The organism is Streptomyces sp. NPDC002076, assembly GCF_053593835.1.
On the sequence record NZ_JBSFDI010000003.1, the window covers coordinates 1 to 23,293 of the forward strand.

Genomic DNA, 23,293 nt, shown 5'->3' on the forward strand with positions numbered 1-23,293 from the left:
TACTGCAGGGGGGACCCTGTGGGAGAGTAGGACGCCGCCGAACAATTCTTGGGAAAGGCCCACGCCGGATGGCGTGGGCCTTTCTGCGTTTAGGGGGCCCCGCAATACCCCGAAGGGCGGCGGAGCCAGGGCGGATCAGAGCCGGCCCGCCGCCTTCAGAGCCAGATACGCATCCGCCAATGCCGGCGCCAGATCCTCCGGCGTCGCGTCCACAACTGTCACGCCATGCCGTCGAAGCTGCTCCGCCGTGCGCTGACGCTCGCTCTGCGCCTGAGCCGCCGCCGCTGCCTCGTACACCGCCTCCGCGCTGCCCCGGGACTCTGCCATTCGGGCGATGTGTGGGTCGGCCACGGAAGCGACCAGAAGGGTGTGCCGCTGAGTGAGCTGCGGAAGCACGGGGAGCAGCCCCTGCTCCACGGGGGCCGCGTCCAGCGTCGTGAGCAGCACGATCAGGGATCGGCGGGGTGCCGTGCGCAGAGCTGCTCCGGTGAGTCCCCGGGCATCGGTCTCGACGAGTTCCGGTTCCAGCGGTGCCATCGCGTTCACCAGGCCCGGCAGTACGTCTCCTGCCGAGCGCCCTTGGACCAGGGCTCGCACCCGGCGGTCGTACGCCAGGAGTGCCACGCGGTCGCCGGCTCGGGAGGCCAGGGCCGCGAGGAGGAGTGCGGCGTCCATGGAGGCGTCGAGGCGCGGTGCGTCGCCCACGCGGCCGGCGGAGGTGCGGCCGGTGTCCAGGACGAGCAGGATGTGACGGTCGCGTTCGGGGCGCCAGGTGCGGACGGCGACGGCGGACTGGCGGGCGGTGGCTCGCCAGTCGATCGAGCGGGTGTCGTCTCCGGGGACGTACTCGCGCAGACTGTCGAACTCAGTTCCCTCGCCGCGGATCAGCACGCTGGTGCGGCCGTCGAGTTCACGCAATCGGGCGAGTTTCGACGGCAGATGCTTTCGGCTGGTGAAAGGGGGCAGAACTCGTACGGACCAGGGCAGCTTGTGGGCGCCTTGGCGGGAGAACAGTCCGAGGGGGCCGTAGGAGCGGATCGTCACGCGGTCGGCGTGGCGGTCGCCGCGGCGGGTGGGGCGCAGCCTTGTCGTCACGCGTCTGCGTTCGCCTGGGGGGACGGTCAGTCGGTGCCGGGAGGCCTCGATCTCGGTGCCCGGCTCCCAGCTGCTCGGCGGCCATGCGTCACGCAGCCGTGCCCGCAGAAGGCGGCGGGACGGGTTGGTGACCGTGAGCGTGACGTCGGCGGTCTCCCCGAGGCGGGTGGAGGTGTCTCCGGACCGGGACAGGACGAGGCGCCGTACGGGGGCGGCGAGCGCGTAGTCGCAGGCGCAGGCGAGGGCCAGGGGGCCGTTGACCGCGAGGATGCCCGCCCAGCCCGGTTCCAGGATTCCGACGGGGATCGAACCGAGGGCCGCGAGGAGGGCGGCGCGTCCGGTGAGTGCCATCAGCGGGGGACCGGGACGTGGGCGAGGATGGCGTTGATGACGGAGTCCGCCGTCACGCCTTCCATCTCGGCCTCGGGGCGCAGTTGGACCCGGTGCCGCAGGGTGGGCAGGGCGAGGGCCTTGACGTCGTCGGGGATGACGTAGTCGCGGCCCGTGAGCCAGGCCCAGGCGCGCGAGGAGGCCAGGAGGGCGGTGGCGCCGCGGGGGGAGACGCCGAGGGTGAGGGAGGGCGACTCACGGGTGGCGCGGCAGATGTCCACGACGTAGGCGGTGATCTCGGGGGACACGGTCGTCTTCGCGACGGCGGCGCGGGCCGCTTCCAGGTCGGCCGGGCCGGCGACAGGGCGCACGCCGGCGGCGCGCAGGTCGCGCGGGTTGAAGCCCGAGGCGTGCCGGGTCAGGACGTCGATCTCGTCCTGGCGGGATGGCAGAGGGATCGTCAGTTTGAGCAGGAAACGGTCGAGTTGGGCTTCGGGGAGGGGGTACGTCCCCTCGTACTCGACGGGGTTCTGCGTCGCGGCGACGAGGAACGGTTCGGGCAGCGGGCGCGGGGTGCCGTCGACCGTGACCTGGCGCTCCTCCATGGCTTCGAGGAGGGAGGACTGTGTCTTGGGCGGGGTGCGGTTGATCTCGTCCGCGAGCAGGAGGTTGGTGAACACCGGGCCCTCCTGGAAGGAGAACTCGGCGGTGCGGGTGTCGTAGACGAGGGATCCGGTGACGTCGCTCGGCATCAGGTCGGGAGTGAACTGGACGCGCTTGGTGTCGAGTTCGAGTGCGGATGCCAGGGCGCGGACGAGCAACGTTTTGGCGACTCCGGGGACTCCTTCAAGGAGAACGTGTCCGCGGCAGAGGAGGGCGACGACGAGGCCGGTCACGGCGGGGTCCTGGCCGACCACGGCTTTGGCGATCTCGGCGCGCAGGGCCTCCAGGGAGGCTCGGGCGGTGCCCGGGTCCCCGGTGTTCCCGGCGTTGTCAGTGGTCGGGTCCATCATGAACGGCGTACCTCTCTTTCGAGGGCGTCGAGTTGGTCGGTGAGTGCGATGAGAGCCGCGTCGTCGCCGGGCGGCGGTCCGAAGAGGAGGGAGTGCAGGGCCTGTTGCTCGCCGGTGAGGTGGGCGGACAGGGCGGGGAGCAGGACCTCGGGCGCATGCGCCTGGGTGACGGGGATGCCGACGAGGGGGGCGAGGCGGGTGCGGGTGGTGGAGCGAAGAGCGGCGGCCGCGCGGTCGCGGGCGTCGGCCTTGCGGTAGAGGCGGGCTCGTCCTTCGGCGGTCTCGGAGGCGCGGATCGCGACGGGGAGCCTTTCGGGCACGAGGGGGCCGAAGCGGCGAGCCCGCCAGAAGGCGGCGAGTACCGCTGCGATGAAGAGCTGCAGGGTGCCCCAGAGCCAGCCCGAGGGGAGCAGGTCGAGGAAGTTCTTCTGGTCGCCGGTGCCGGTGGCCGAGGTGTCGGAGAGCGAGGGGAGGTACCAGACCAGATGGGGGCGGGAGCCGAGGAGTTGGAGGGCGAGCGAGGCGTTGCCCTGCTTGTCGAGGCGGTCGTTGTAGAGGATGTCGGGCGCGCCGAGCACGACGGTGTCGCCGCCCCCGGATGTCTCGGGGACGCGCAGCAGGGTGGCGAGGCGCGCGCTGGGGTAGCAGCGGTCGGCGCCGAGGCGGGTGGTGGTGTAGCGGATGCCGCCGGTGTCGGCGCTGCCCGCGCGCCGGGCCGCGGGCAGGGTGCAGTGGGGGGCGAGCGTGGTGGCGCTGCTGGTGGCGGGGTCTGCGGTGACTCCAGGGGCGAGCCGTTCGACGGAGGGGGTGCCCGCCGCGACCAGAACGGTTCGCCCGCCGGAGGTGGCGGTGGCCGCGCGCAGTTGGGCCTGTTGACGGTCTGTCAGGAGATCGGGTGCGGCGACCAGAAGAGTGGTGTCCGGCCCAGCTGCGTCCCGTGCGGCGCCGAGCGAGGTGACCACGCGCGTGGCGACGCCTCGGTCGGCGAGGAGTTGAGCGACGGCACGGCTGCCGTAGGGGTCGGCGGAGCGCGGGTCCAGTGCGCCGTGCCGGACGGTGGAGCGTACGGCCGCCATGGCGACGGCCGCCACCAGGATCAGTACGGCGGCGAGTGCGATGCCTCGCGCGCGCGTCCATGCCTGGCGGACGGTGGGCGCGGTGGAGGTCGTCGGCGGCGCGGCCTCGGCGGTCACTCGGCGGCCCCCTGGTGGGCGGTGTGGGCCGTGCTGGTGGTGCTGTGGGCGAGGGCGGGCCTGGCGCGTTCCAGGTCACGGTCGAGTTCGGCGATGCGGTGGTACGACTGCTCGGTCGCCCTGCGCCCGCCGTATGTGACGTCGTCGAACTCGCGGGCCGCGGCCCGCAGTCGGTCGGTGTGTGCGGGCAGGGACCGGCCGGCTTCGGCGGCCGCTTCGTCGGCGGTGCGGCCCGGGCGGACGTCGAGCAGCGTGCGTTCCTCCAGGGAGCGAACGATGGCCCGCATGCGTTCCTGCACGGCCTGGTTCCAGTGGCCCTGGGCCGCGTGTGCCTCGGCGGCCGCGCGGTGTTCGGCGGCGCTGCGGGGCCGGTCGTCGAACAGGGCGGCGGCGGAGGAGGAGGGTTGCCGGCGTGGGGTGCCCAGGCGCCACCACAGGGCGGCCAGGACGGCGACGACGAACAGGACCACGACGACCAGGCCGATCGTGCCGCCGGGTGTCGCCGAGGCGGCCGAGTCGAGCAGCCGGCCGAGCCAGTCCCAGAAGGCGTTCAGGGCACGTTGGAACAGGCCGGGTTCGTTCTCGTGGTACAGCCGCTTGGACAGTTCGCGGCGTGCCGCCTCCCGCGCGGGATCACGCGGGATGGTCAGGGGCGGCTCGTCTCCCGAGCCGCCTGCTGCGCGGACGGCCGTGTCCGCCGCGCGCAGCAGGCCTCGTACGACCGTGCCGCCGGCGCCGGACGGGGCCGCCACCGCGAGCACTCCCCCCGTGAGACTCACCGCATCAGCTCCCCGGGACGGGGCCGGGCCCGGCGGTGTTCCGGACACCGGCGGCGCGGGCCAGTTCGAGGTCGAGGGCCTCGCGGCGGATGCGCTGGTCGATGTAGAGGAGCACGGTGACGCCCGCGCTGATCGGCAGGGTGAGCGTGGTGCCGATCAGGGCGCCGATGCCCCGGATGATCAGGGCGGTCCAGCCGATGTGCCCGCCGCTGGTACCGAGCACGTCGCTGGTGCTGTCGCCGCTGACGGCGGACCCGATGAGGGTGAAGGGGATGGAGATGACCGACGCGACGATGACGGTGATGAGCAGGGTGAGCAGCACGATGCCGAAGGTGCGCCACCAGGAGCCGCGGACGAGCTTCGCGGAGCGCTTCAGGGACTTCACGATGCCCTGCCGCTCCAGCATCAGAGCGGGCGCGGCCAGGTAGAAGCGGATCCCCAGCCATATCGCGACGACGGTGGCCGCGAGGAAGCCGAGCGCGAGCAGGGCGGCTCCGCCGGTCCTGTTGCCGGCGAGCAGGAGGAGGAGGCCGGGCAGTCCGCCGGCGACCACGACACCGGCGAAGATCAGGCCGAGCAGAACGAGCAGTCCGAAGAGTTTCAGGATCTGCGGGCGGGATTCGCGCCAGGCCTCGCCGGCGGTGATCGACCTGCCGAGGACGGCCCGGCTGGTGATGGTCGTGAGCAGGGCGGTCAAAAGGATGATGGCGACCGTCCGGATCACCGAGACGATGCCAGTGCCGATCATGGTCTCGCGCAGGGCGTGGAGCGTTTCGTCGGGGCTGGCGTTGTTCGGGTCGTTGATCGTCGTCTGGACGGTGGTGTCGTTCAGGACGAGGCCCTGCAGCAGGACCATGCTGGTGTTCAGGAGCAGGGACACCGCCAGCGAGATACCGAGGACTGTGCGCCAGTGCGTGCGCATGGTGGAGACGGCGCCGTCGAGGATCTCGCCGACGCCGAGCGGGCGCAGCGGGATGACGCCGGGCTTGGCCGCGGGCGGGGGACCGCCCCAGCCGCCGCCCCAGGCTCCGTATCCGCCGGGGTTGCGGTAACCGCCGTAGCCGCCGGGAGGGCTGCCGTACCCGCCTCCGTAGCCGCCGGGGCCGCCGGGAGGGCCGCCGTACCTGCCGCCGGGCGGTTGTCCGGTCCAGCCCGGGCCGGGCGGCGGGGGTGGCGGGGTCTGGTGGGTGCCGGGGGCACCGGTGGGCGCGGACCACTGGCCGGGTGGCGGCTGCTCCTTGGACCACTTTCCGCCTGGGCCCTGCGCGTCGGCATGCGGCTGCGCCGGGGGTGCGGCGTCGCCGGGGCGGTCGGCAGGCTCGGCGGGACCGGACGCGCCGGGTTCCCGCCCCTCGTTCGACGGGGCGGTTCCGGGCGAGGCCCAGCCCGGAGTGTCTGTCATCGAAGCTCCTTCTCGGTGCCCGTCCGCGGTCGCGGCGGCAGGTTGGCAGCCATCGTGCCATGGGGTGGTCATCAAGGGACCGGCCGCGGTGGGCGCTGGATGCCTTCAATTGTCCGCCGGATCCGGGGCAGACTGACCGCATGGCTGATCAGCAGGCGCGAACCGACGGAGACAAGCGGCCGACCGAGATACCTGCGATCCGATGGGAGGAACCACCCGAAGGCCCTGTGGTTGTGCTTCTCGACCAGACGCGGCTGCCGGTCGAAGAGGTCGAGCTGGTGTGCACGGACGCGCCGGCGCTGGTGGAGGCGATCCGTTCGCTCGCCGTGCGCGGGGCGCCGCTGCTCGGGATCGCGGGGGCGTACGGTGTCGCGCTCGCCGCCGCACGCGGATTCGACGTGGCCGAGGCGGCGCAGGCCCTCGAGGGCGCCCGGCCCACCGCGGTGAACCTGTCCGTCGGCGTGCGCCGCGCCCAGGCCGCGTATCAGGCCGGGCTGGCGGAAAGTGGCGATCCCACCGAGGCGGCGACGGCGGCGCTGGCCGCGGCGCGGGCGCTGCACCGGGAGGACGCCGAGGCCAGCACCCGGATGGCGGCTCACGGACTGGCGCTGCTGGACGAACTGGTGCCCGGCGGCGGGCACCGGATCCTCACCCACTGCAACAGCGGCTCGCTGGTGTCGGGGGGCGAGGGCACGGCCTTCGCGGTGGCCCTCAAGGCGCACCGCGAGGGGCGGCTGCGCCGGCTGTGGGTGGACGAGACGCGCCCGCTGCTGCAGGGTGCGCGCCTCACGGCGTACGAAGCGGCCCGCACGGGCATGGCGTACACCTTGCTCACCGACAACGCGGCGGGTTCGCTGCTCGCGGCCGGTGAGGTGGACGCGGTGCTGATCGGGGCGGACCGGATCGCGGCCGACGGCTCGGTGGCGAACAAGGTGGGGAGCTATCCGCTCGCCGTGCTGGCGCGGTACCACCATGTGCCGTTCATCGTGGTGGCTCCGGTGACGACGGTCGACCCGGAGACCCCCGACGGGGCGTCCATCGAGGTCGAGCAGCGACCCGGCTTCGAGGTCACCGAGATCGCGGCGCCTCAGGTGCCGGTGACGGGAGCGGGAGGCGGGGTGCCGGTGGCGCCCCTGGGGACCCAGGCGTACAACCCGGCGTTCGACGTGACGCCGCCCGAGCTGGTGACGGCCATCGTCACCGAGGAGGGTGCCATCTCACCCGTGACGGCCGAGGCTCTCGCGGAGCTGTGCGCCAGGTCGCGCCAGGTGACGACCGGCTGATGGGCTGATGCCGGCTCGACGGTCGGCGGACAGGGGCAGACAGTGACGGCTCCGTACGACTATCGTCACCGGCCAGTGACCTCCCTCACCAGGGCGCCTGTCGCTGTTATGAGAATGGGATGATGTCGTTTATGAAGGGACGAGTCCTTGTCGTCGACGACGACACCGCACTGGCCGAGATGCTCGGCATCGTGCTGCGTGGTGAAGGTTTTGAGCCGTCTTTCGTAGCCGACGGCGACAAGGCGCTGGCCGCTTTCCGGGAGACCAAGCCGGATCTGGTCCTGCTCGACCTGATGCTGCCCGGTCGGGACGGCATCGAGGTGTGCCGGCTGATCCGGGCCGAGTCCGGGGTGCCGATCGTGATGCTCACGGCGAAGAGCGACACCGTCGACGTGGTCGTGGGCCTGGAGTCGGGCGCCGACGACTACATCGTCAAGCCGTTCAAGCCGAAGGAGCTGGTCGCCCGGATCCGGGCGCGGCTGCGGAGGTCGGAGGAGCCGGCGCCGGAGCAGCTGACCATAGGTGACCTGGTCATCGATGTGGCCGGGCACTCGGTGAAGCGGGACGGGCAGTCGATCGCGCTGACCCCGCTGGAGTTCGACCTGCTGGTCGCGCTCGCCCGCAAGCCGTGGCAGGTATTCACCCGTGAGGTGCTGCTCGAGCAGGTGTGGGGCTACCGGCACGCCGCCGACACGCGGCTTGTCAATGTGCACGTCCAGCGGCTGCGTTCCAAGGTCGAGAAGGACCCGGAGCGGCCCGAGATCGTGGTGACCGTCCGTGGTGTCGGTTACAAGGCGGGGCCGAGCTGACATGTCCGGGGACAGCGCCGCTTCGGCCCCCGGCCGGTCCGGGGCCCGTCCGGGGCGGCCTGTCGGCCGGACGGCGGGTGCCCGGTTCAGGAATCTTTTCGAGGGCGGGCTGCTCGAGGGCGGGGTCCAGGGCAGTCCGGTCATCAGGCTGCTGCTGCGCTGGGTGCGCCGTCCGCTGCTGCCGGTGATGCGGCTGTGGCGGCGCAACATCCAGCTGCGGGTCGTCGCCACCACGCTCGTGATGTCCCTGGGCGTCGTGCTGCTGCTGGGCTTCGTCGTGATCGGGCAGGTGCGCAACGGCCTGCTGGACGCCAAGGTGAGGGCCTCGCAGAGCCAGGCCACGGGCGGCTTCGCGGTGGCCAAGCAGAAGGCGGACGAGGCGGCCAGCGGCGCCGGTACGGGTGCGGCGGCCGCCGGCAGCGGCACCGCCGACGGCACCGCGACCGCGGACGGCCGGCAGTCGCAGAACGTCATCCAGTGGATGAGCGACCTCGTGGAGTCGCTGTCCAGCGGCGGCGCGGGCGCCTTCGACGTCGTCACGCTGCCCGTCGGCGACGACAGCGGCGGCGGCCGCAGCCCGCGCGGTTCCGGGAACGTCAACCCGACCTCCAGCATCCCCGACGCCCTGCGTGAACGGGTCAACAGCGGTACGACGGCCGCCCAGAGCTACACCCGGATCGTCTACGCCAACGGCAAGGAGTCGCAGCCGGCGCTGGTCATCGGCAAGCAGGTCAGCGACCCCAACGGGCGGCCGTACGAGCTGTATTACCTCTTCCCGCTCACGCAGGAGGAGAAGTCCCTGAGCCTGGTCAAGGGCACTCTGGCGACCGCGGGGTTGTTCGTGGTCGTGCTGCTCGGGGCCATCGCCTGGCTGGTGGTGCGCCAGGTCGTCACGCCGGTGCGGATGGCGGCCGGGATCGCGGAGCGGCTGTCGGCCGGGCGGCTGCAGGAGCGGATGAAGGTCACCGGCGAGGACGACATCGCCCGACTGGGCGAGGCCTTCAACAAGATGGCGCAGAACCTCCAGGTGAAGATCCAGCAGCTGGAGGACCTGTCGCGGATGCAGCGCCGGTTCGTGTCGGACGTCTCGCACGAGCTGCGCACCCCGCTGACCACCGTCCGCATGGCCGCCGACGTCATCCATGAGGCACGCGAGGACTTCGACCCGGTGACCGCGCGCTCGGCCGAGCTGCTCGCCGACCAGCTGGACCGCTTCGAGTCGCTCCTCGCGGATCTGCTGGAGATCAGCCGCTTCGACGCGGGCGCGGCGGCCCTGGAGGCCGAGCCGATAGACCTCCGCGAGGTCGTCCGGCGTGTGGTCAGCGGCGCCGAGCCGCTCGCCGAGCGCAAGGGCACGCACATACGCGTGGTCGGCGATCAGCAGCCCGTCGTGGCCGAGGCCGACGCCCGCCGTGTGGAGCGCGTGCTGCGCAACCTCGTCGTCAACGCCGTGGAGCACGGCGAGGGCAAGGACGTCGTCGTCAAGCTCGCTGCCGCGGGCGGCGCGGTCGCCGTCGCGGTGCGCGACTACGGCGTGGGACTCAAGCCGGGCGAGGCCACGCGCGTATTCAGCCGCTTCTGGCGGGCGGACCCGGCACGCGCGCGTACCACCGGCGGTACGGGCCTCGGGCTGTCGATCGCGCTCGAGGACGCGCGGCTGCACGGCGGCTGGCTGCAGGCCTGGGGCGAGCCGGGCGGCGGCTCCCAGTTCCGGCTGACGCTGCCCAGGACCGCGGACGAGCCGCTGCGGGGCTCGCCGATACCGCTGGAGCCCAAGGACTCGCGCCGCAACCGCGGCCTCGACGAGGCCGGTCTGCCCGGCGGAGGCGAGGAGAAGCGGGCGACCCTTCCCGTGCAGCAGAGCGGCGCCCAGGCGCCCGCGCTGCCGCCGCGCGCCCCTGCTGGGCCTACCGCCGATCCGGCCGCGCTGCCCGGCAACGGAAACGGCGCACGTGTGGTACCCCGGCCCACCGGTGGCGCACGGCGTGCGGACGACGGGCCCACCATGCGTCCGGCACCCGATGTGGGCGCGGCCCGGCCGGATGCGGCCGACAAGGAGGACTCGACCGAGCCAGGGGAGGCATTTCGTGGGCGCTGACCGCAAGGGGGGCGCCCGGCCGCGGCCGGGACGCGCGGTGGCCTACGCCGCCCTGGGGACCGTACTGCTGGCCGGGTGCGCCTCGATGCCGGACAGCGGAGACCTGCGGAACGTGGAGTCCACGCCGCGGCAGGACACCGGGGTCCGGGTGTTCGCCATGCCGCCGGCCGAGGGTGCCGGGCCCGCCGAGATCATGCAGGGCTTCCTGGAGGCGCTGACCAGCGACGACCCGGCGTACGACACGGCGCGCAAGTACCTGACGCCCGACGCGGCGCGCACCTGGCGGCCGGAGCAGTCGACCACGGTCCTCGCCAATGGGCCGAGCATCGAGCCCGACTGCCGGCCGGGCGCGGGGCCGGACCGGGCGGGCAGCGCGACCTGTGTCCTCGCCGGCAGCATGGTCGCGACCGTGGATGCGCAGCAGGCGCATGAGCCGGTCGGCGGTTCCTACCGCAAGAAGGTGCATCTGACGCGGGACCCCAAGAACGGGCAGTGGCGCATCGACGCGCTGCCCGACGGGGTCGTCATGGGCAAGTCGGACTTCCAGCGCAACTACACGCCCGTCGACAAGTACTACTTCGCCTCCGACACGGCGGTGGGGTCCGCGGGCGAGCCGGTGGCGGTCGCCGATCCGGTGTTCGTGCGCAGCAAGGTGGACCCGATGACGCAGATGGTCCGCTCGCTGCTGAGGGGGCCCACCCGCTGGCTCGGGCCGGTCGTCAGGTCCAGCTTCCCGACCGGTACGGCCCTGCAGAAGGACGTGTCGGGGCTGGCTCCGGACGACCAGAACAAGGTGACCGTGCCGCTGAACCTCAAGGAGTCCCAGGTCGCGGCGACCAAGTGCACCGAGATGGCGACGCAGCTGCTGTTCACGCTGCGCAACCTGGCGCCGACGCTGGAGTCCGTCGAGCTGCAGGGCGTCGGCGGCCACCGGCTGTGCAACCTGAGCGAGGAGCGCGCCGAGGCCACCGCCTGGCACGGGTCGGCCAAGAGCCCCGAGAACCTGTACTACCTCGACGGCAAGCACCGGCTGGTGCGGATGCCGACCGGGAGCACCACCACCAGCGCCGTACCGGTGCCGGGTCCGCTGGGTGAGGGCGGCAAGGCGTTCGAGTCGGTCGCGGTGTCGCGGGACGAGCACAGCGGGGCCGGCGTCGGCGACCAGGGGAAGTCGTTGTACGTGACGTCGCTGGCGTCGGGCGGTTCGCTGGGTCAGGCGCTGGTGACCAGCCAGGGTGCGACCCTGGACGAGCGGCTGACGACGCCGAGCTGGGACGCCCGCGGCGACCTGTGGGTGGCCGACCGGGACCCGCGCCGTCCCCGGCTGTACGTGCTGCAGCAGGGCGCCGCCAAACCGGAGGAGGTCGCGGTCCCGGACCTGCCCGGCCGGATCACGGACGCACGGGTCGCCGCCGACGGGGTGCGGATCGCGCTCGTCGTGGAGAAGAAGGACGGCAAGCAGTCCCTGCTGATCGGCCGCATCCAGCGCGACGACGGCACCGGGCAGGACACGTCGGTGGTCGAACTGCGGTCGGCCGCGCCCGACCTGGAGCAGGTCAGCGCCCTGTCGTGGGCCGGGGACAGCAGGCTGCTCGTGGTCGGCCGGGAGCAGGGCGGCGTGCTGCAGATGCGGTACGTCCAGGTCGACGGCTCCACGCTCGACGGTCCGGCGCCGGGCGCGCTCACCGGCGTGAAGTCGATCGCCGCGTCCGAGGACGAGCGGGTGCCGCTGGTGGCCTCCTCGCAGGACGACGGGATCGTACGGCTGCCGTCCGGGTCGCAGTGGCAGAAGGTCGACAAGGACGGGACGGCGCCGGTCTATCCGGGCTGAGCGTCGCGTCAGGCACCGCCCCTTCCCCGTGTGGGTGAGGGGCGGTGTGCGTTTCCCCGGGTTGTCCACAGGGCGTTTTCCACAGGGGTGGCCGGGCCGCTTCCGCCTTGGCACAGTGGTGGACATGCGGGGGTGGTGGCAGGACCTCACCGACCTGGTGCTGCCGACCGACTGCGCGGGCTGCGGAGCACCTCGTGCGGTGCTCTGCCCGCGGTGCCGGGCCGCGCTGTGCGGGCGCGCGCCGCGGCGGGTGCGGCCGGTGCCGGAGCCGGCCGGGCTGCCGGTGGTGCATGCGGTGGCTCCGTACGCGGAGGAGGTGCGCACGCTGCTTCTCGCGCACAAGGAGCGGGGCGCGCTGGCCCTCGCGGGAGCACTGGGTGCGGCCCTGGCGCGAGCCGTGCGGGCGGGGCTCGACGCCGGTTTTGGGCCCGTGCTGCTCGTGCCCGTGCCCTCCGCGCGGTGGGCCGTGCGGGCGCGTGGGCACGATCCGGTGCGGCGGATGGCGCTCGCGGCGGCCGGGGAGCTGCGGCGCACCGGTACGCCGGCCAGGGTGGCGGCCGTGCTGCGGCAGCGGCGGCCGGTGGCGGACCAGGCCGGGCTGGACGCTCGGCGGCGCCTGGCGAACCTCACGGGTGCGCTGGAGGTGACGGCGGACGGTGGCCGGCTGCTCGGCGCGGGACGCGTCGTGCTCGTCGACGACCTGATCACGACGGGCGCCAGCCTCGCGGAGGCGGCGCGGGCTGTCCGGGAGGTGGCAGAGGAGGGAACTGGAGTGAGAACAGTCGTGTACGGAGCCGTAACTCGGGAAGGAAGGGATGAACGACGGATCGGAGCACGGTGGGAGAGTGGGAAGTGGGTGCATGGTGCACCGGAAAAGGCGGCTGTGAACAGTCTCCGGCATGCACTCCATGCGGCCGTGATCGCCGCCCCGCTGGATTCTTTCGAAATAAACAGGAACTGATCGCTGACTTGCATCGTTGCAGGTAGCGGGAGGGGTAATTCACCTGAACGGAGGTACGCCGGAGTAGAGGGTGACGACATCCGTCCGGGCGAGATATGTTCGGTTGTGAGGAAAGGCGCAGGCCACACCTCTCATATCGGAATGCCGTGCCGCGGGTTTTCGGCAATCACCCGTGGCGGTGGGGTGCAGATCTCGCCCTTGGGGGAGGAGGAGGTGGAAGTCACCGAGTCCGAGGTCCGGTGCTCACCGGATCTGGTGCAAAAGGGAGATGCTCCGCCGACGGAGCGGAGCGATCCGGGAACGGAGTTCTGCGTGGACATCGTCGTCAAAGGCCGCAAGACCGAGGTGCCCGAGCGGTTCCGCAAGCACGTGGCCGAGAAGCTGAAGCTGGAGAAGATCCAGAGGCTCGATGCCAAGGTGATCAGCCTCGACGTCGAGGTGTCCAAGGAGCCCAACCCCCGACAGGCCGACCGCTGTGACCGAGTGGAGATCACGCTCCGCTCCCGCGGTCCGGTGATCCGGGCGGAGGCAGCGGCAAGCGACCCGTACGCGGCACTCGACCTGGCGGCGGAGAAGCTGGACGCCCGGCTGCGCAAGCAGCACGACAAGCGTTTCTCCCGCCGAGGCGCACGCCGGATCTCGGCGGCCGAGGTTCCCGACCATGTGCCGGGCGCGGCGACGCTGAACGGCAACGGCCTCCCCGCTCAGGAGGAAGAGACGGACGGAGTGCCGACGAAGAAGATCGGCTCGCTGGAGGTCAAGGGAGAAGGTCCCCTCGTCGTCCGCGAGAAGACGCACGTCGCCGCTCCGATGAGCCTCGACCAGGCCCTTTACGAGATGGAACTGGTCGGCCACGACTTCTACTTGTTCGTCGACGCGGAGACGAAGGAACCCAGCGTCGTCTACCGGCGGCACGCCTACGACTACGGCGTGATCCACCTCAGCACGGACCCGATGGTCGCTGAGGCGCAGCATCCCGCGGCAGGTGGCACGCTGGGCGGCTGACCCATCCGGCCCACGTCGAGCCGGTGCCCCTGGAAGCGCGTGTGCGCCCCCAGGGGCACCTGTGTGCGACCAGTTCGCGCCTCGCTCGTCACCCCGGTGCCGCCCGGGCATGAAATCATGGCCGGACCGGCCCAACCGGTGGGCCGCTGCCTTGGGTTGGCGATGGCACAGGACCACAGGCCACAGCCTTCAGGGGGAGGAACGATGGCGGACACCTTCGGACCGATGCGGGACGAGGATGGCGACGACGGTGTCATCGGCATGGGCACGGATGCGGGCTCCGTTCGCGCGGAGCCGATCAGGGTCCTGGTCGTGGACGACCACGCCCTCTTCCGGCGCGGCCTGGAGATCGTGCTCGCGGCCGAGGAGGACATCCAGGTCGTCGGCGAGGCCGGTGACGGGGCCGAGGCCGTGGACAAGGCCGCCGATCTGCTGCCCGACATCGTGCTGATGGACGTCCGCATGCCCAAGCGCGGCGGGATCGAGGCCTGCACCTCCATCAAGGAGGTCGCCCCCAGCGCCAAGATCATCATGCTGACGATCAGCGATGAGGAGGCCGACCTCTACGACGCGATCAAGGCGGGCGCGACCGGATACCTTCTCAAGGAGATCTCCACGGACGAGGTGGCGACCGCCATTCGCGCGGTGGCCGACGGCCAGTCGCAGATCAGCCCGTCCATGGCGTCCAAGCTCCTCACCGAGTTCAAGTCGATGATCCAGCGCACCGACGAGCGCCGGCTGGTGCCCGCGCCGCGGCTGACCGACCGGGAACTGGAGGTGCTCAAGCTCGTCGCCACCGGGATGAACAACCGGGACATCGCCAAGGAGCTGTTCATCTCCGAGAACACCGTGAAGAACCACGTCCGCAACATCCTGGAGAAGCTCCAGCTGCACTCCAGGATGGAAGCCGTGGTCTACGCGATGCGGGAGAAGATCCTCGAGATCCGCTAGCGCCTACCCGAGCAGGCCGGCGAGTTCCCTCGTCAGGGGCTCGCGCAGGCCGGGCGCGTCCACCCGCTCCACCCGGACGTCCGTGCAGTTCACCCAGGTCGCCGCCTCGACCAGGGCCTCGGCGACCGCAGGGACCGCCTTCGGGCCGTCCAGGGTGACCTGCCTTGCCACCAGCGTGCGGCCCTCGCGCGCCGGATCCACCCGCCCGACCAGCCGGCCGCCCGCGAGCACCGGCATCGCGAAGTAGCCGTGGACCCGCTTCGGCTTGGGCACGTACGCCTCCAGGCGGTGGGTGAAGCCGAAGATCCGCTCCGTGCGCGCCCGCTCCCAGATCAGCGAGTCGAACGGCGACAGCAGGGTGGTGCGGTGCCGGCCGCGCGGCGGAGTCGCCAGGGCCGCCGGATCTGCCCAGGCCGGCTTCCCCCAGCCCTCGACCTCGACCGGCACCAGACCCGAGTCGGCGATCACCGCGTCGACCTGCTCGCCCTTGAGGCGGTGATAGTCGGCGATGTCCGCGCGCGTGCCGACACCGAGGGACTCGCCGGCCAGCCGGACCAGGCGGCGCAGGCACTCGGTGTCGTCCAGCTCGTCGTGCAGCAGCGCCTCCGGGACCGCGCGCTCGGCGAGGTCGTACACCCGCTTCCAGCCGCGCCGCTCGACGCACACCACCTCGCCGTACATCAGCGCGCGCTCCACCGCGACCTTGGTGCCCGACCAGTCCCACCAGTCGCTCGTCTTCTTCGCGCCGCCCAGCTCCGTGGAGGTCAGCGGACCTTCCGCGCGCAGCTGCTTGATGACCAGGTCGTAGACACCCTCGGGCAGCTCGTGGTTCCAGTGCGGGCGGTTGCGGTAGGCGCGGCGGCGGAAGGCGAAGTGCGGCCACTCCTCGACGGGCAGGATGCACGCCGCGTGCGACCAGTACTCGAAGGCGTGGGTGCCCGTCCAGTAGGCGGCCTCGACCGTCTTGCGGCCGACCGCGCCGAGACGGGCGTACGGCACGAGTTCGTGGGAGCGGGCGAGGACCGAGATCGTGTCGAGCTGGACCGCGCCGAGGTGGCGCAGCACGCCGCGGACTCCGGCCCGCCGGTCGGGCGCGCCGAGGAAGCCCTGGGCCCGCAGGGCGATACGGCGGGCGTCGTCCGCGGTGAGAGTGGCGGTCGGGCGCGGAAGGGTCGTCATGGCCCGGACGATAGAGGGTGCCACTGACAGTCCGCGGTGAGCTGCGGCTTCGCTAGCCGCGGGCGGGCAGGTACGGCGCCGTGGACGGCAGCCCCAGGTCCGAGGGGAGCAGGGAGCCGACCCAGCAGTCCCGGCGCACTCCCTTGTTGTTGAGCGCGGAGCGCAGGGTGCCCTCGATGGTGAACCCCGCGCGCTCCGCCACCGCGCGGGAGGCGCGGTTGCCGACCTCGGCGCGCCATTCGACCCGGTCGACGCCGACCTCGGTGAAGATCCACCGGCAGGCGGTGAGCGTGGCCTCGGTGACGTAACCGTGGCCGCGGTGCTCCTTGGCCGCCCAGAAGCCGACCTCCGCCACGCCGAGCGAACGCATGGTGAGACCGAGCATGCCGGCGAGTTCGCCGCTGGTGAGGAACACACCGAAGGTGAACATCGAACCCTCCGCCCAGCCGTCGGGGACCAGCTGCTCGGTGAAGCCGCTCGCGTGCTCGGGCAGATACGGCGAGGGCACCGTGGTCCAGCGCTGGATCTCGGGGTCCTGGGCGGCGTCGTGGACCGCCTGGGTGTCGTGCGGGCCGACCGTGCGCAGGATCAGGCGGTCGGTGGTGAGTGTGACGGGTTCCATCGGCTGATTGTGCTCGGCGATGCGCGGCCGGGCCATCGGTTTTCGCTATATGTGAGCGCGTGATCACAGTTCGCGCAATTCCTCGCGCGGATGCGGCACTATCCGTGTGGCCCGTCCGTTGTCCGGGATGAAGCAGCCACGAAGCAGCCGTCGGACCGCCAGGCCTCCCGGCCCAGCCGGGGTCTCGCATACGATGGCCGTTGCTCAGTACGTCAAATGGAAACCGACCGTCCCAGGCCCGACCGGCAAGGAGACAAACCCCCGTGTCCGTCCTCTCGAAGATCATGCGTGCAGGCGAAGGCAAGATCCTGCGCAAGCTGCACCGCATCGCGGACCAGGTCAACTCCATCGAAGAGGACTTCGTGAACCTCTCCGACGCCGAGCTGCGGGCCCTCACCGATGAGTACAAGCAGCGGTACGCCGATGGTGAGAGCCTGGACGACCTGCTCCCCGAGGCCTTCGCCACCGTCCGCGAGGCCGCCAAGCGCGTCCTCGGCCAGCGGCACTACGACGTGCAGCTGATGGGTGGCGCCGCCCTCCACCTCGGCTATGTGGCCGAGATGAAGACCGGTGAGGGCAAGACCCTCGTCGGCACCCTGCCCGCGTATCTGAACGCCCTGTCCGGCGAGGGCGTCCACATCGTCACGGTCAACGACTACCTGGCCGAGCGCGACTCCGAGATGATGGGCCGCGTCCACAAGTTCCTGGGCCTGAGTGTCGGCTGCATCCTCGCCAGCATGACCCCGGCCCAGCGCCGCGAGCAGTACAACTGCGACATCACCTACGGCACGAACAACGAGTTCGGCTTCGACTACCTGCGCGACAACATGGCGTGGTCCAAGGACGAGCTCGTCCAGCGCGGACACAACTTCGCCATCGTCGACGAGGTCGACTCCATCCTCGTCGACGAAGCCCGTACGCCGCTGATCATCTCGGGCCCGGCCGACCAGGCCACCAAGTGGTACGGCGACTTCGCCAAGCTGGTCACGCGCCTGAAGAGGGGCGAGGCGGGCAACCCGCTGAAGGGCATGGAGGAGACCGGCGACTACGACGTCGACGAGAAGAAGCGCACGGTCGCCATCCACGAGGCCGGCGTCAGCAAGGTCGAGGACTGGCTGGGCATCGACAACCTCTACGAGTCGGTGAACACCCCGCTCGTGGGTTACCTGAACAACGCCATCAAGGCCAAGGAGCTCTTCAAGCGCGACAAGGACTACGTCGTCCTCGACGGCGAAGTCATGATCGTCGACGAGCACACCGGACGTATCCTCGCCGGCCGCCGCTACAACGAGGGCATGCACCAGGCGATCGAGGCGAAGGAAGGGGTGGACATCAAGGACGAGAACCAGACGCTCGCCACGATCACCCTGCAGAACTTCTTCCGCCTCTACTCGAAGCTGTCCGGCATGACCGGTACGGCGATGACCGAGGCCGCCGAGTTCCACCAGATCTACAAGCTCGGCGTCGTCCCGATCCCGACCAACAGGCCGATGATCCGCAAGGACCAGTCGGACCTGATCTACCGCACCGAGGTCGCCAAGTTCGAGGCGGTCGTCGACGACATCGCCGAGAAGCACGAGAAGGGCCAGCCGATCCTCGTCGGCACGACGTCCGTCGAGAAGTCGGAGTACCTCTCGCAGCAGCTCAGCAAGCGCGGCATCCAGCACGAGGTGCTGAACGCCAAGCACCACGAGCGCGAGGCGTCGATCGTCGCGCAGGCCGGCCGCAAGGGCGCGGTGACCGTGGCCACCAACATGGCCGGTCGTGGTACGGACATCAAGCTCGGCGGCAACCCCGAGGACCTCGCCGAGGCGGAGCTGCGCCAGCGCGGCCTCGACCCCGAGGAGCACATCGAGGAGTGGGCCGCGGCCCTGCCCGCCGCGCTGGAGAAGGCCGAGCAGGCCGTCAAGGCCGAGAAGGAGGAGGTCGAGGAGCTCGGCGGCCTCTACGTCCTTGGCACCGAGCGGCACGAGTCCCGGCGCATCGACAACCAGCTGCGCGGTCGTTCCGGCCGTCAGGGCGACCCGGGCGAATCCCGCTTCTACCTCTCCCTCGGCGACGATCTGATGCGCCTGTTCAAGGCCCAGATGGTCGAGCGCGTGATGTCCATGGCCAACGTGCCGGACGACGTGCCGATCGAGAACAAGATGGTCACGCGCGCGATCGCGTCCGCGCAGTCGCAGGTCGAGCAGCAGAACTTCGAGACCCGTAAGAACGTTCTGAAGTACGACGAGGTCCTCAACCGGCAGCGCGAGGTCATCTACGGCGAGCGCCGGCGCGTGCTGGAGGGCGAGGACCTGCATGAGCAGATCCAGCACTTCATGGACGACACGATCGACGCGTACATCCACGCGGAGACCTCCGAGGGCTTCCCCGAGGACTGGGACCTGGACCGGCTGTGGGGCGCGTTCAAGCAGCTCTACCCGGTGAAGGTCACCATCGAGGAGCTGGAGGACGCCGCCGGCGACCGGGCCGGTCTGACCGCGGAGTTCATCTCCGAGTCCATCAAGGACGACATCCACGAGCAGTACGAGGCCCGGGAGGCGCAGCTCGGCTCCGAGATCATGCGTGAGCTGGAGCGCCGGGTCGTGCTGTCGGTCCTCGACCGCAAGTGGCGTGAGCACCTCTACGAGATGGACTACCTCCAGGAGGGCATCGGCCTGCGCGCGATGGCGCAGAAGGACCCGCTGGTCGAGTACCAGCGTGAGGGCTTCGACATGTTCACCGCGATGATGGACGGCATCAAGGAGGAGTCCGTCGGCTATCTGTTCAACCTGGAGGTCCAGGTCGAGCAGCAGGTCGAGGAGGTGCCGGTCGAGGCGGCGGAGCCGGTCGGCGAGGGTGTTCCAGAGACGGTTCCGGCGCAGGCCGGGGCGCGTCCGGAGATCCGCGCGAAGGGGCTGGACGTTCCGCAGCGGAGGGATCTGCACTTCTCGGCGCCGACCGTCGACGGTGAGGGCGGCATCGTGGAGCGCGACCTGGAGGACGACGAGCCGGTGCGGTCCGAGGCGGACGGGCTGACGCGGGCGGAGCGGCGGCGGCAGGCCAAGGGCGGGCGGCGCCGTAAGAAGTAGCGGTTGACCGCGGCGCCTCAGCCGTGTGTGAAGGGCCGGGTTCCTTTGGGGACCCGGCCCTTCTGTTGCTGGGCCCTCTCGTCTAACTCCAGTCGTTCACCCGGAGGGCGGGCCTCGCGCCCGCCGCGGAGCGGCTGATGTATGCAGTAGGTGCGTGCTGTGGGGGTCCCCCCGGCCGAAGGCTGGGGGAGTGCCGGATCCTGGCCCTTGTACTGGATGTACTTGGGTCGGGGCCCGGTGCGGCGAGTGGGGGTGCCCCCTTTGGGGGAGCGGGCATGGCGTCGCGCGGCTGGGGGCACCGCCCGGCCGAAGGCTGGGGGAGGGAGTTTGACGACAGGGGCCTAGGGGCGGGGGCCGGTTTCCACTGCTGTGCAGCGCCAGCGGAGGTCCTGGCCGCGTTCCAGGCGGAAGGCGAGGGCGCGGAGCTGGTTGCCGGCGGCGATGCGGGCGAAGACCTCCAGGGCGCCCTCGCTGGGGACGTAGTAGCCGATGTCGTGGACCACGGGGCGGGCTCCGCGCGTGCGCAGGGGGCTGCGTTCGGCGAGGCGGGTCAGGTCGTCGTAGGCGCGGCCGGCGGTGTGGCGGAGCATCCAGTGGACGGGTCGCTGACCGCTCAGGACGGCCAGCAGACGGTCGGCGAAGAGGTCGGTGGGGCGTACCGGGGGCAGGACGGTCTCCGGCGCTGTGCGGGCCGTGTCGGCGTTTCGGGGCGCGGCCGGTGGCATGGTGTGCCTGCCCCTGATCGCCGGCTTCCGGGGTGGGGCGCCGCCCGGGCGGCGGGTGTCGTGCCGGGTCGGCGGGCGGTGGCGCGGGTGCGGCGCGCGGTTCGTCGTCTGGGGCGCGGTGCGGCTCATGACCTTGTTCATGGGATCCCCGTTCGGCGGGCCCGGTGATACCGGGCGGTAACTAGCTGGTGGGGATCTTGTACGGGGGCCGCGGGCGGGGTGGCAAGGAGGGCGGGGAGGGCTCGGAAGGTGCGGGAAGGTTCACCTATCCGAGGGGTGCGGAGCGCGCCGGACCCCGAGGTGTGGCGGGTGTACCGGGTGAATCCGGGGCCTGGAATGGACGGCTCACGGGGCCTGGGCACAGACCCGAAAGGGGACTGGCGCACGTATCCTGTAGGCCCTCGGGAGACGCGGCAACCGGCCTTCCCGGGGCCTCAGCGGAGCCTTTGAGCAGGAAAGAGCGGCCAGCATGCGCGTCTACGTCCCCCTGACCCTCCCCGGTCTCGCCGAGGCGCACAAGACGGGCGAGCTGGGGAGCGGCCCGTTCCTGGCGTACGCCGTCACGCCCGCGCTGCGCGAGTGGTACCTCTCCGAGGACATCGAGGAACTGGAGTACGCGGCGCTCAGCCGGGCCGCGCTGGCCTCCCTGCGGCTGCTGGCCGCGGACCGGGGTGCGGTACGGCGCCGGGTCGTGGTCGCCGTGGACGTGGCCGACGGCGCCGCGAGTGTCGACCCGGACCGTGGGCTGGACCCGTCCGCCCTCGGCGAGGTGACCGTGACGGTGTCCGTGCCGCTCGCCAAGGCGGCCGCGGTGCATGTCGACGCCGATGACGCGGAGCAGGACGTGGCCGCGGCGGCGGAGGCGCTGGAGGCGGCCGACGGTGGGGACGACGACGCGCAGTTCGTGGTGGACGGCGCGGACGATCATGAGCTGCTGTGGTACGCCTCGCAGGAGATTCCCAACCTCGTCGGACTCGCCTGACCCGGTCCGACCTGGGCGGATTCATCGGCCGGCCTCGTTGTCAGCGGGGGCGGGTACGGTTTCTGGCATGGGGATGAAGGGGAGTTCGCACATCGTCTGGGACTGGAACGGCACGTTGTTCCACGACAATGACGCGATCATCGGGGCGACCAACGCGGCCTTCGCCGAGCTGGGCCTCGAACCGATCACGCTGGAGCAGTACCGGTCGCTGTACTGCGTACCGGTGCCGAAGTTCTACGAGCGCTTGATCGGACGGCTGCCGACCGATGCCGAGTGGGAGCTGATGGACGGGGTCTTCCACCGGTACTACGCCGAGCACCGGGCGCGGTGTGGTCTGACCGAGGGCGCGGAGGAGCTGCTCGCGGGGTGGCGGTCAGCGGGGCACAGCCAGTCGCTGCTGAGCATGTATGTGCACGAGGAACTGGTGCCGCTCGTGCGCGGGTTCGGGATCGAGGCGCACTTTCTGCGGGTCGAGGGGCGTACGGGGCCGTCCGGGGGGAGCAAGGCCGAGCACATGGTGCGGCATCTGGAGGCGCTGAGCGGGTTCGTGGAGCCTGCGCGGACCGTGGTGATCGGGGACGCGGCGGATGACGCGATCGCCGCGCGGGGGGTGGGGGCGCGGGCCGTGCTGTACACCGGGGGGTCGCACAGCCGGGCCAGTCTCGAGGAAGTGGGGGTGCCGGTGGTGGACACCCTGGCCGAGGCGGTGGAGGAAGCGCAGCGAATAGCGGCGTAGCCGCGGGTGCGGTGGCGGAGTCCTGTGCTGTGGCGGGCAGTGGGTTCGGCTTGCCCGCGTTGGCGGGGTGCGGGGCGGGGGGTGCTGCCGCTGGGCGACGGGCGTTTCGCTTGCCGCGCCCGGCGGCGTGCGGCTGCGCCCACCCGTGCCGCCCAGCGGCACGACTGCCCGCAGCCACGCAGGTGCGCCGGCCCAGCAGGACGCGACTGCCGCAGCTGCGAAGCCACGCAGCCCCTCAGCTCGCCGGTGTCTTGGAGCGCAGGATCTTAAGGAACTCGCGCATCCAGGTCGGGTGGTCGGGCCAGGCTCGGGAGGAGACCAGGGTGCCGTCGACCACGGCTTCGGTGTCCTGGAAGCTCGCCCCGGCTGCCTGCATGTCGGGCTCCAGCGCGGGGTACGCCGTGACCCGGCGGCCGCGCAGGCTGTCGATCGCCGCGGTGAGCAGCGGGCCGTGGCAGATCTGGGCGACCGGCCGGTCGGAGTCGAAGAACGCCTTGAGGATCTTGCGGAGCTCGGGGTCGTTGCGCAGATACTCGGGGGCCCGGCCGCCGGGGATGACGAGGGCCGCGTACTCGCCGGGGTCCACGTCGGCGAAGGCCAGGTCGGCGGGCCAGGTGTAGCCGGGCTTCTCGGTGTAGGTGTCGTAGCCGGGTTCGAAGTCGTGGACGACGAAGCGGAGGGTCTTGCGGGAGGGGGCCGCGATATGGACCTCGTAGCCTTCCTCGCGCAGGCGCTGGTACGGGTAGAGGACTTCCAGGGACTCCGCCGCGTCGCCGGTGACGATCAGGATCTTCGCGGGCATGTCGGCTCCTCCGGGTGCTCCGGTGCTCCTGCACTACCTGTGTGCTCCTGTGCGGGACTCACTGTCCCTGGCAACGTGCCAACACCGGGCGTGCTTGCCAAGAGGGCCGTCGCGGTTCCGGCCCACGTCCGAGCGCCGGGAGCGCACCTCGTGGCAGGGTGCTCTGCTCTCAGAGTGCGGTCAGGCTCCGTCCGGCGCGACCGGGCACCTCGCCGGATACGCCACCGCCCCCCAACCCACCCCTGTGCAGAACGTCAAACTTCACCCCTCGGTTTTGTACACATACGGCTCATGACGGGCCCCCGGTAATGAGCGATAGCCTTGTGGCGTGATCAGCGCGATATCTCGCGGGGGCGATCCTGCTCCTGCCCTGCGCCCGGGTTGCACGGAACACCTCCGTGACCGGGCGGCGGTCGCTGGTCT

Annotated in this window: 19 protein-coding genes; 10 read left to right on the top strand and 9 right to left on the bottom strand. The window is 71.4% G+C overall.

What is annotated here, in order from left to right; translation table 11 throughout:
- Positions 1-135 precede the first annotated feature (135 nt).
- From ACWCQS_RS07250 to ACWCQS_RS07270, 5 genes are read right to left on the bottom strand one after another with little or no spacing between them, the layout of a single operon-like run.
- Positions 136-1,446, bottom strand: a complete 1,311-nt coding sequence (locus ACWCQS_RS07250; protein ID WP_451003537.1) for a DUF58 domain-containing protein — start codon at positions 1,444-1,446, stop codon at positions 136-138.
- The gene (locus ACWCQS_RS07255) at positions 1,446-2,435 is read right to left on the bottom strand and encodes an AAA family ATPase (protein WP_451003915.1); all 990 of its coding nucleotides are present in this window, start codon (positions 2,433-2,435) and stop codon (positions 1,446-1,448) included. The genes ACWCQS_RS07250 and ACWCQS_RS07255 overlap by 1 nt, the downstream gene beginning before the upstream one ends.
- Complete coding sequence (locus ACWCQS_RS07260; RefSeq protein ID WP_451003538.1) at positions 2,435-3,631, bottom strand: DUF4350 domain-containing protein; 1,197 nt, start codon at positions 3,629-3,631, stop codon at positions 2,435-2,437. The genes ACWCQS_RS07255 and ACWCQS_RS07260 overlap by 1 nt, the downstream gene beginning before the upstream one ends.
- The gene (locus tag ACWCQS_RS07265; RefSeq protein ID WP_451003539.1) at positions 3,628-4,410 is read right to left on the bottom strand and encodes a DUF4129 domain-containing protein; all 783 of its coding nucleotides are present in this window, start codon (positions 4,408-4,410) and stop codon (positions 3,628-3,630) included. The genes ACWCQS_RS07260 and ACWCQS_RS07265 overlap by 4 nt, the downstream gene beginning before the upstream one ends.
- 4 nt (positions 4,411-4,414) lie before the next feature.
- Entirely contained in the window at positions 4,415-5,812 is a 1,398-nt protein-coding gene (locus ACWCQS_RS07270) for a glycerophosphoryl diester phosphodiesterase membrane domain-containing protein (protein ID WP_451003540.1), read from the bottom strand.
- Between the two features lie 140 nt (positions 5,813-5,952).
- On the opposite strand from ACWCQS_RS07270, the gene mtnA reads away from it, so the two are divergent.
- The 7 genes from mtnA (at position 5,953) to ACWCQS_RS07305 (ending at position 14,750) form a co-directional block, all read left to right on the top strand.
- Complete coding sequence (gene mtnA / locus ACWCQS_RS07275) at positions 5,953-7,095, top strand: S-methyl-5-thioribose-1-phosphate isomerase (RefSeq protein WP_451003541.1); 1,143 nt, start codon at positions 5,953-5,955, stop codon at positions 7,093-7,095.
- Between the two features lie 119 nt (positions 7,096-7,214).
- Positions 7,215-7,904: a two-component system response regulator MtrA gene (mtrA, locus tag ACWCQS_RS07280; protein ID WP_191870552.1), complete on the top strand. Its 690-nt coding sequence runs from the start codon at positions 7,215-7,217 to the stop codon at positions 7,902-7,904.
- A 1-nt stretch (position 7,905) separates the two neighbouring features.
- On the top strand, positions 7,906-10,002 hold the full coding sequence (gene mtrB / locus ACWCQS_RS07285; protein WP_451003542.1) for an MtrAB system histidine kinase MtrB: 2,097 nt from the start codon (positions 7,906-7,908) through the stop codon (positions 10,000-10,002).
- The gene (locus ACWCQS_RS07290; RefSeq protein ID WP_451003543.1) at positions 9,992-11,833 is read left to right on the top strand and encodes an LpqB family beta-propeller domain-containing protein; all 1,842 of its coding nucleotides are present in this window, start codon (positions 9,992-9,994) and stop codon (positions 11,831-11,833) included. The genes mtrB and ACWCQS_RS07290 overlap by 11 nt, the downstream gene beginning before the upstream one ends.
- Positions 11,834-11,957: 124 nt before the next feature.
- Positions 11,958-12,794: a ComF family protein gene (locus ACWCQS_RS07295; protein ID WP_451003544.1), complete on the top strand. Its 837-nt coding sequence runs from the start codon at positions 11,958-11,960 to the stop codon at positions 12,792-12,794.
- A gap of 312 nt (positions 12,795-13,106) precedes the next feature.
- A complete protein-coding gene (gene hpf, locus ACWCQS_RS07300) occupies positions 13,107-13,799 on the top strand; it encodes a ribosome hibernation-promoting factor, HPF/YfiA family (RefSeq protein WP_388627242.1) in 693 nt (230 codons plus the stop codon).
- 204 nt (positions 13,800-14,003) lie between these two features.
- On the top strand, positions 14,004-14,750 hold the full coding sequence (locus tag ACWCQS_RS07305; protein ID WP_388627244.1) for a response regulator: 747 nt from the start codon (positions 14,004-14,006) through the stop codon (positions 14,748-14,750).
- Between the two features lie 3 nt (positions 14,751-14,753).
- Here the strand turns inward: ACWCQS_RS07305 and ACWCQS_RS07310 are convergent, their stop codons facing one another.
- Together ACWCQS_RS07310 and ACWCQS_RS07315 are read right to left on the bottom strand one after the other, a co-directional pair.
- Positions 14,754-15,929 carry a winged helix-turn-helix domain-containing protein gene (locus tag ACWCQS_RS07310; RefSeq protein WP_451003545.1) on the bottom strand — a complete coding sequence of 392 codons (1,176 nt, stop codon included), beginning with the start codon at positions 15,927-15,929 and terminating at the stop codon, positions 14,754-14,756.
- Between the two features lie 52 nt (positions 15,930-15,981).
- Complete coding sequence (locus ACWCQS_RS07315) at positions 15,982-16,551, bottom strand: GNAT family N-acetyltransferase (protein ID WP_451003546.1); 570 nt, start codon at positions 16,549-16,551, stop codon at positions 15,982-15,984.
- Between the two features lie 263 nt (positions 16,552-16,814).
- Between ACWCQS_RS07315 and secA the strand changes: the two genes are divergently transcribed.
- Positions 16,815-19,625 (top strand): preprotein translocase subunit SecA, encoded by a 2,811-nt coding sequence (secA, locus tag ACWCQS_RS07320; RefSeq protein ID WP_451003547.1) that lies wholly within the window; start codon positions 16,815-16,817, stop codon positions 19,623-19,625.
- Positions 19,626-19,966: 341 nt separating this feature from the next.
- On the opposite strand, the gene ACWCQS_RS07325 is transcribed toward secA, so the two are convergent.
- Positions 19,967-20,491 carry an Rv3235 family protein gene (locus ACWCQS_RS07325; RefSeq protein ID WP_451003548.1) on the bottom strand — a complete coding sequence of 175 codons (525 nt, stop codon included), beginning with the start codon at positions 20,489-20,491 and terminating at the stop codon, positions 19,967-19,969.
- A 328-nt stretch (positions 20,492-20,819) separates the two neighbouring features.
- On the opposite strand from ACWCQS_RS07325, the gene ACWCQS_RS07330 reads away from it, so the two are divergent.
- On the top strand, positions 20,820-21,332 hold the full coding sequence (locus ACWCQS_RS07330; RefSeq protein WP_450985039.1) for a DUF6912 family protein: 513 nt from the start codon (positions 20,820-20,822) through the stop codon (positions 21,330-21,332).
- 67 nt (positions 21,333-21,399) lie between these two features.
- Entirely contained in the window at positions 21,400-22,068 is a 669-nt protein-coding gene (locus ACWCQS_RS07335) for an HAD family hydrolase (RefSeq protein WP_451003549.1), read from the top strand.
- Positions 22,069-22,303: 235 nt separating this feature from the next.
- Here ACWCQS_RS07335 and ACWCQS_RS07340 read toward each other — a convergent pair whose 3' ends face one another.
- Complete coding sequence (locus ACWCQS_RS07340; protein WP_388627256.1) at positions 22,304-22,870, bottom strand: DJ-1/PfpI family protein; 567 nt, start codon at positions 22,868-22,870, stop codon at positions 22,304-22,306.
- Positions 22,871-23,293 lie beyond the last annotated feature (423 nt).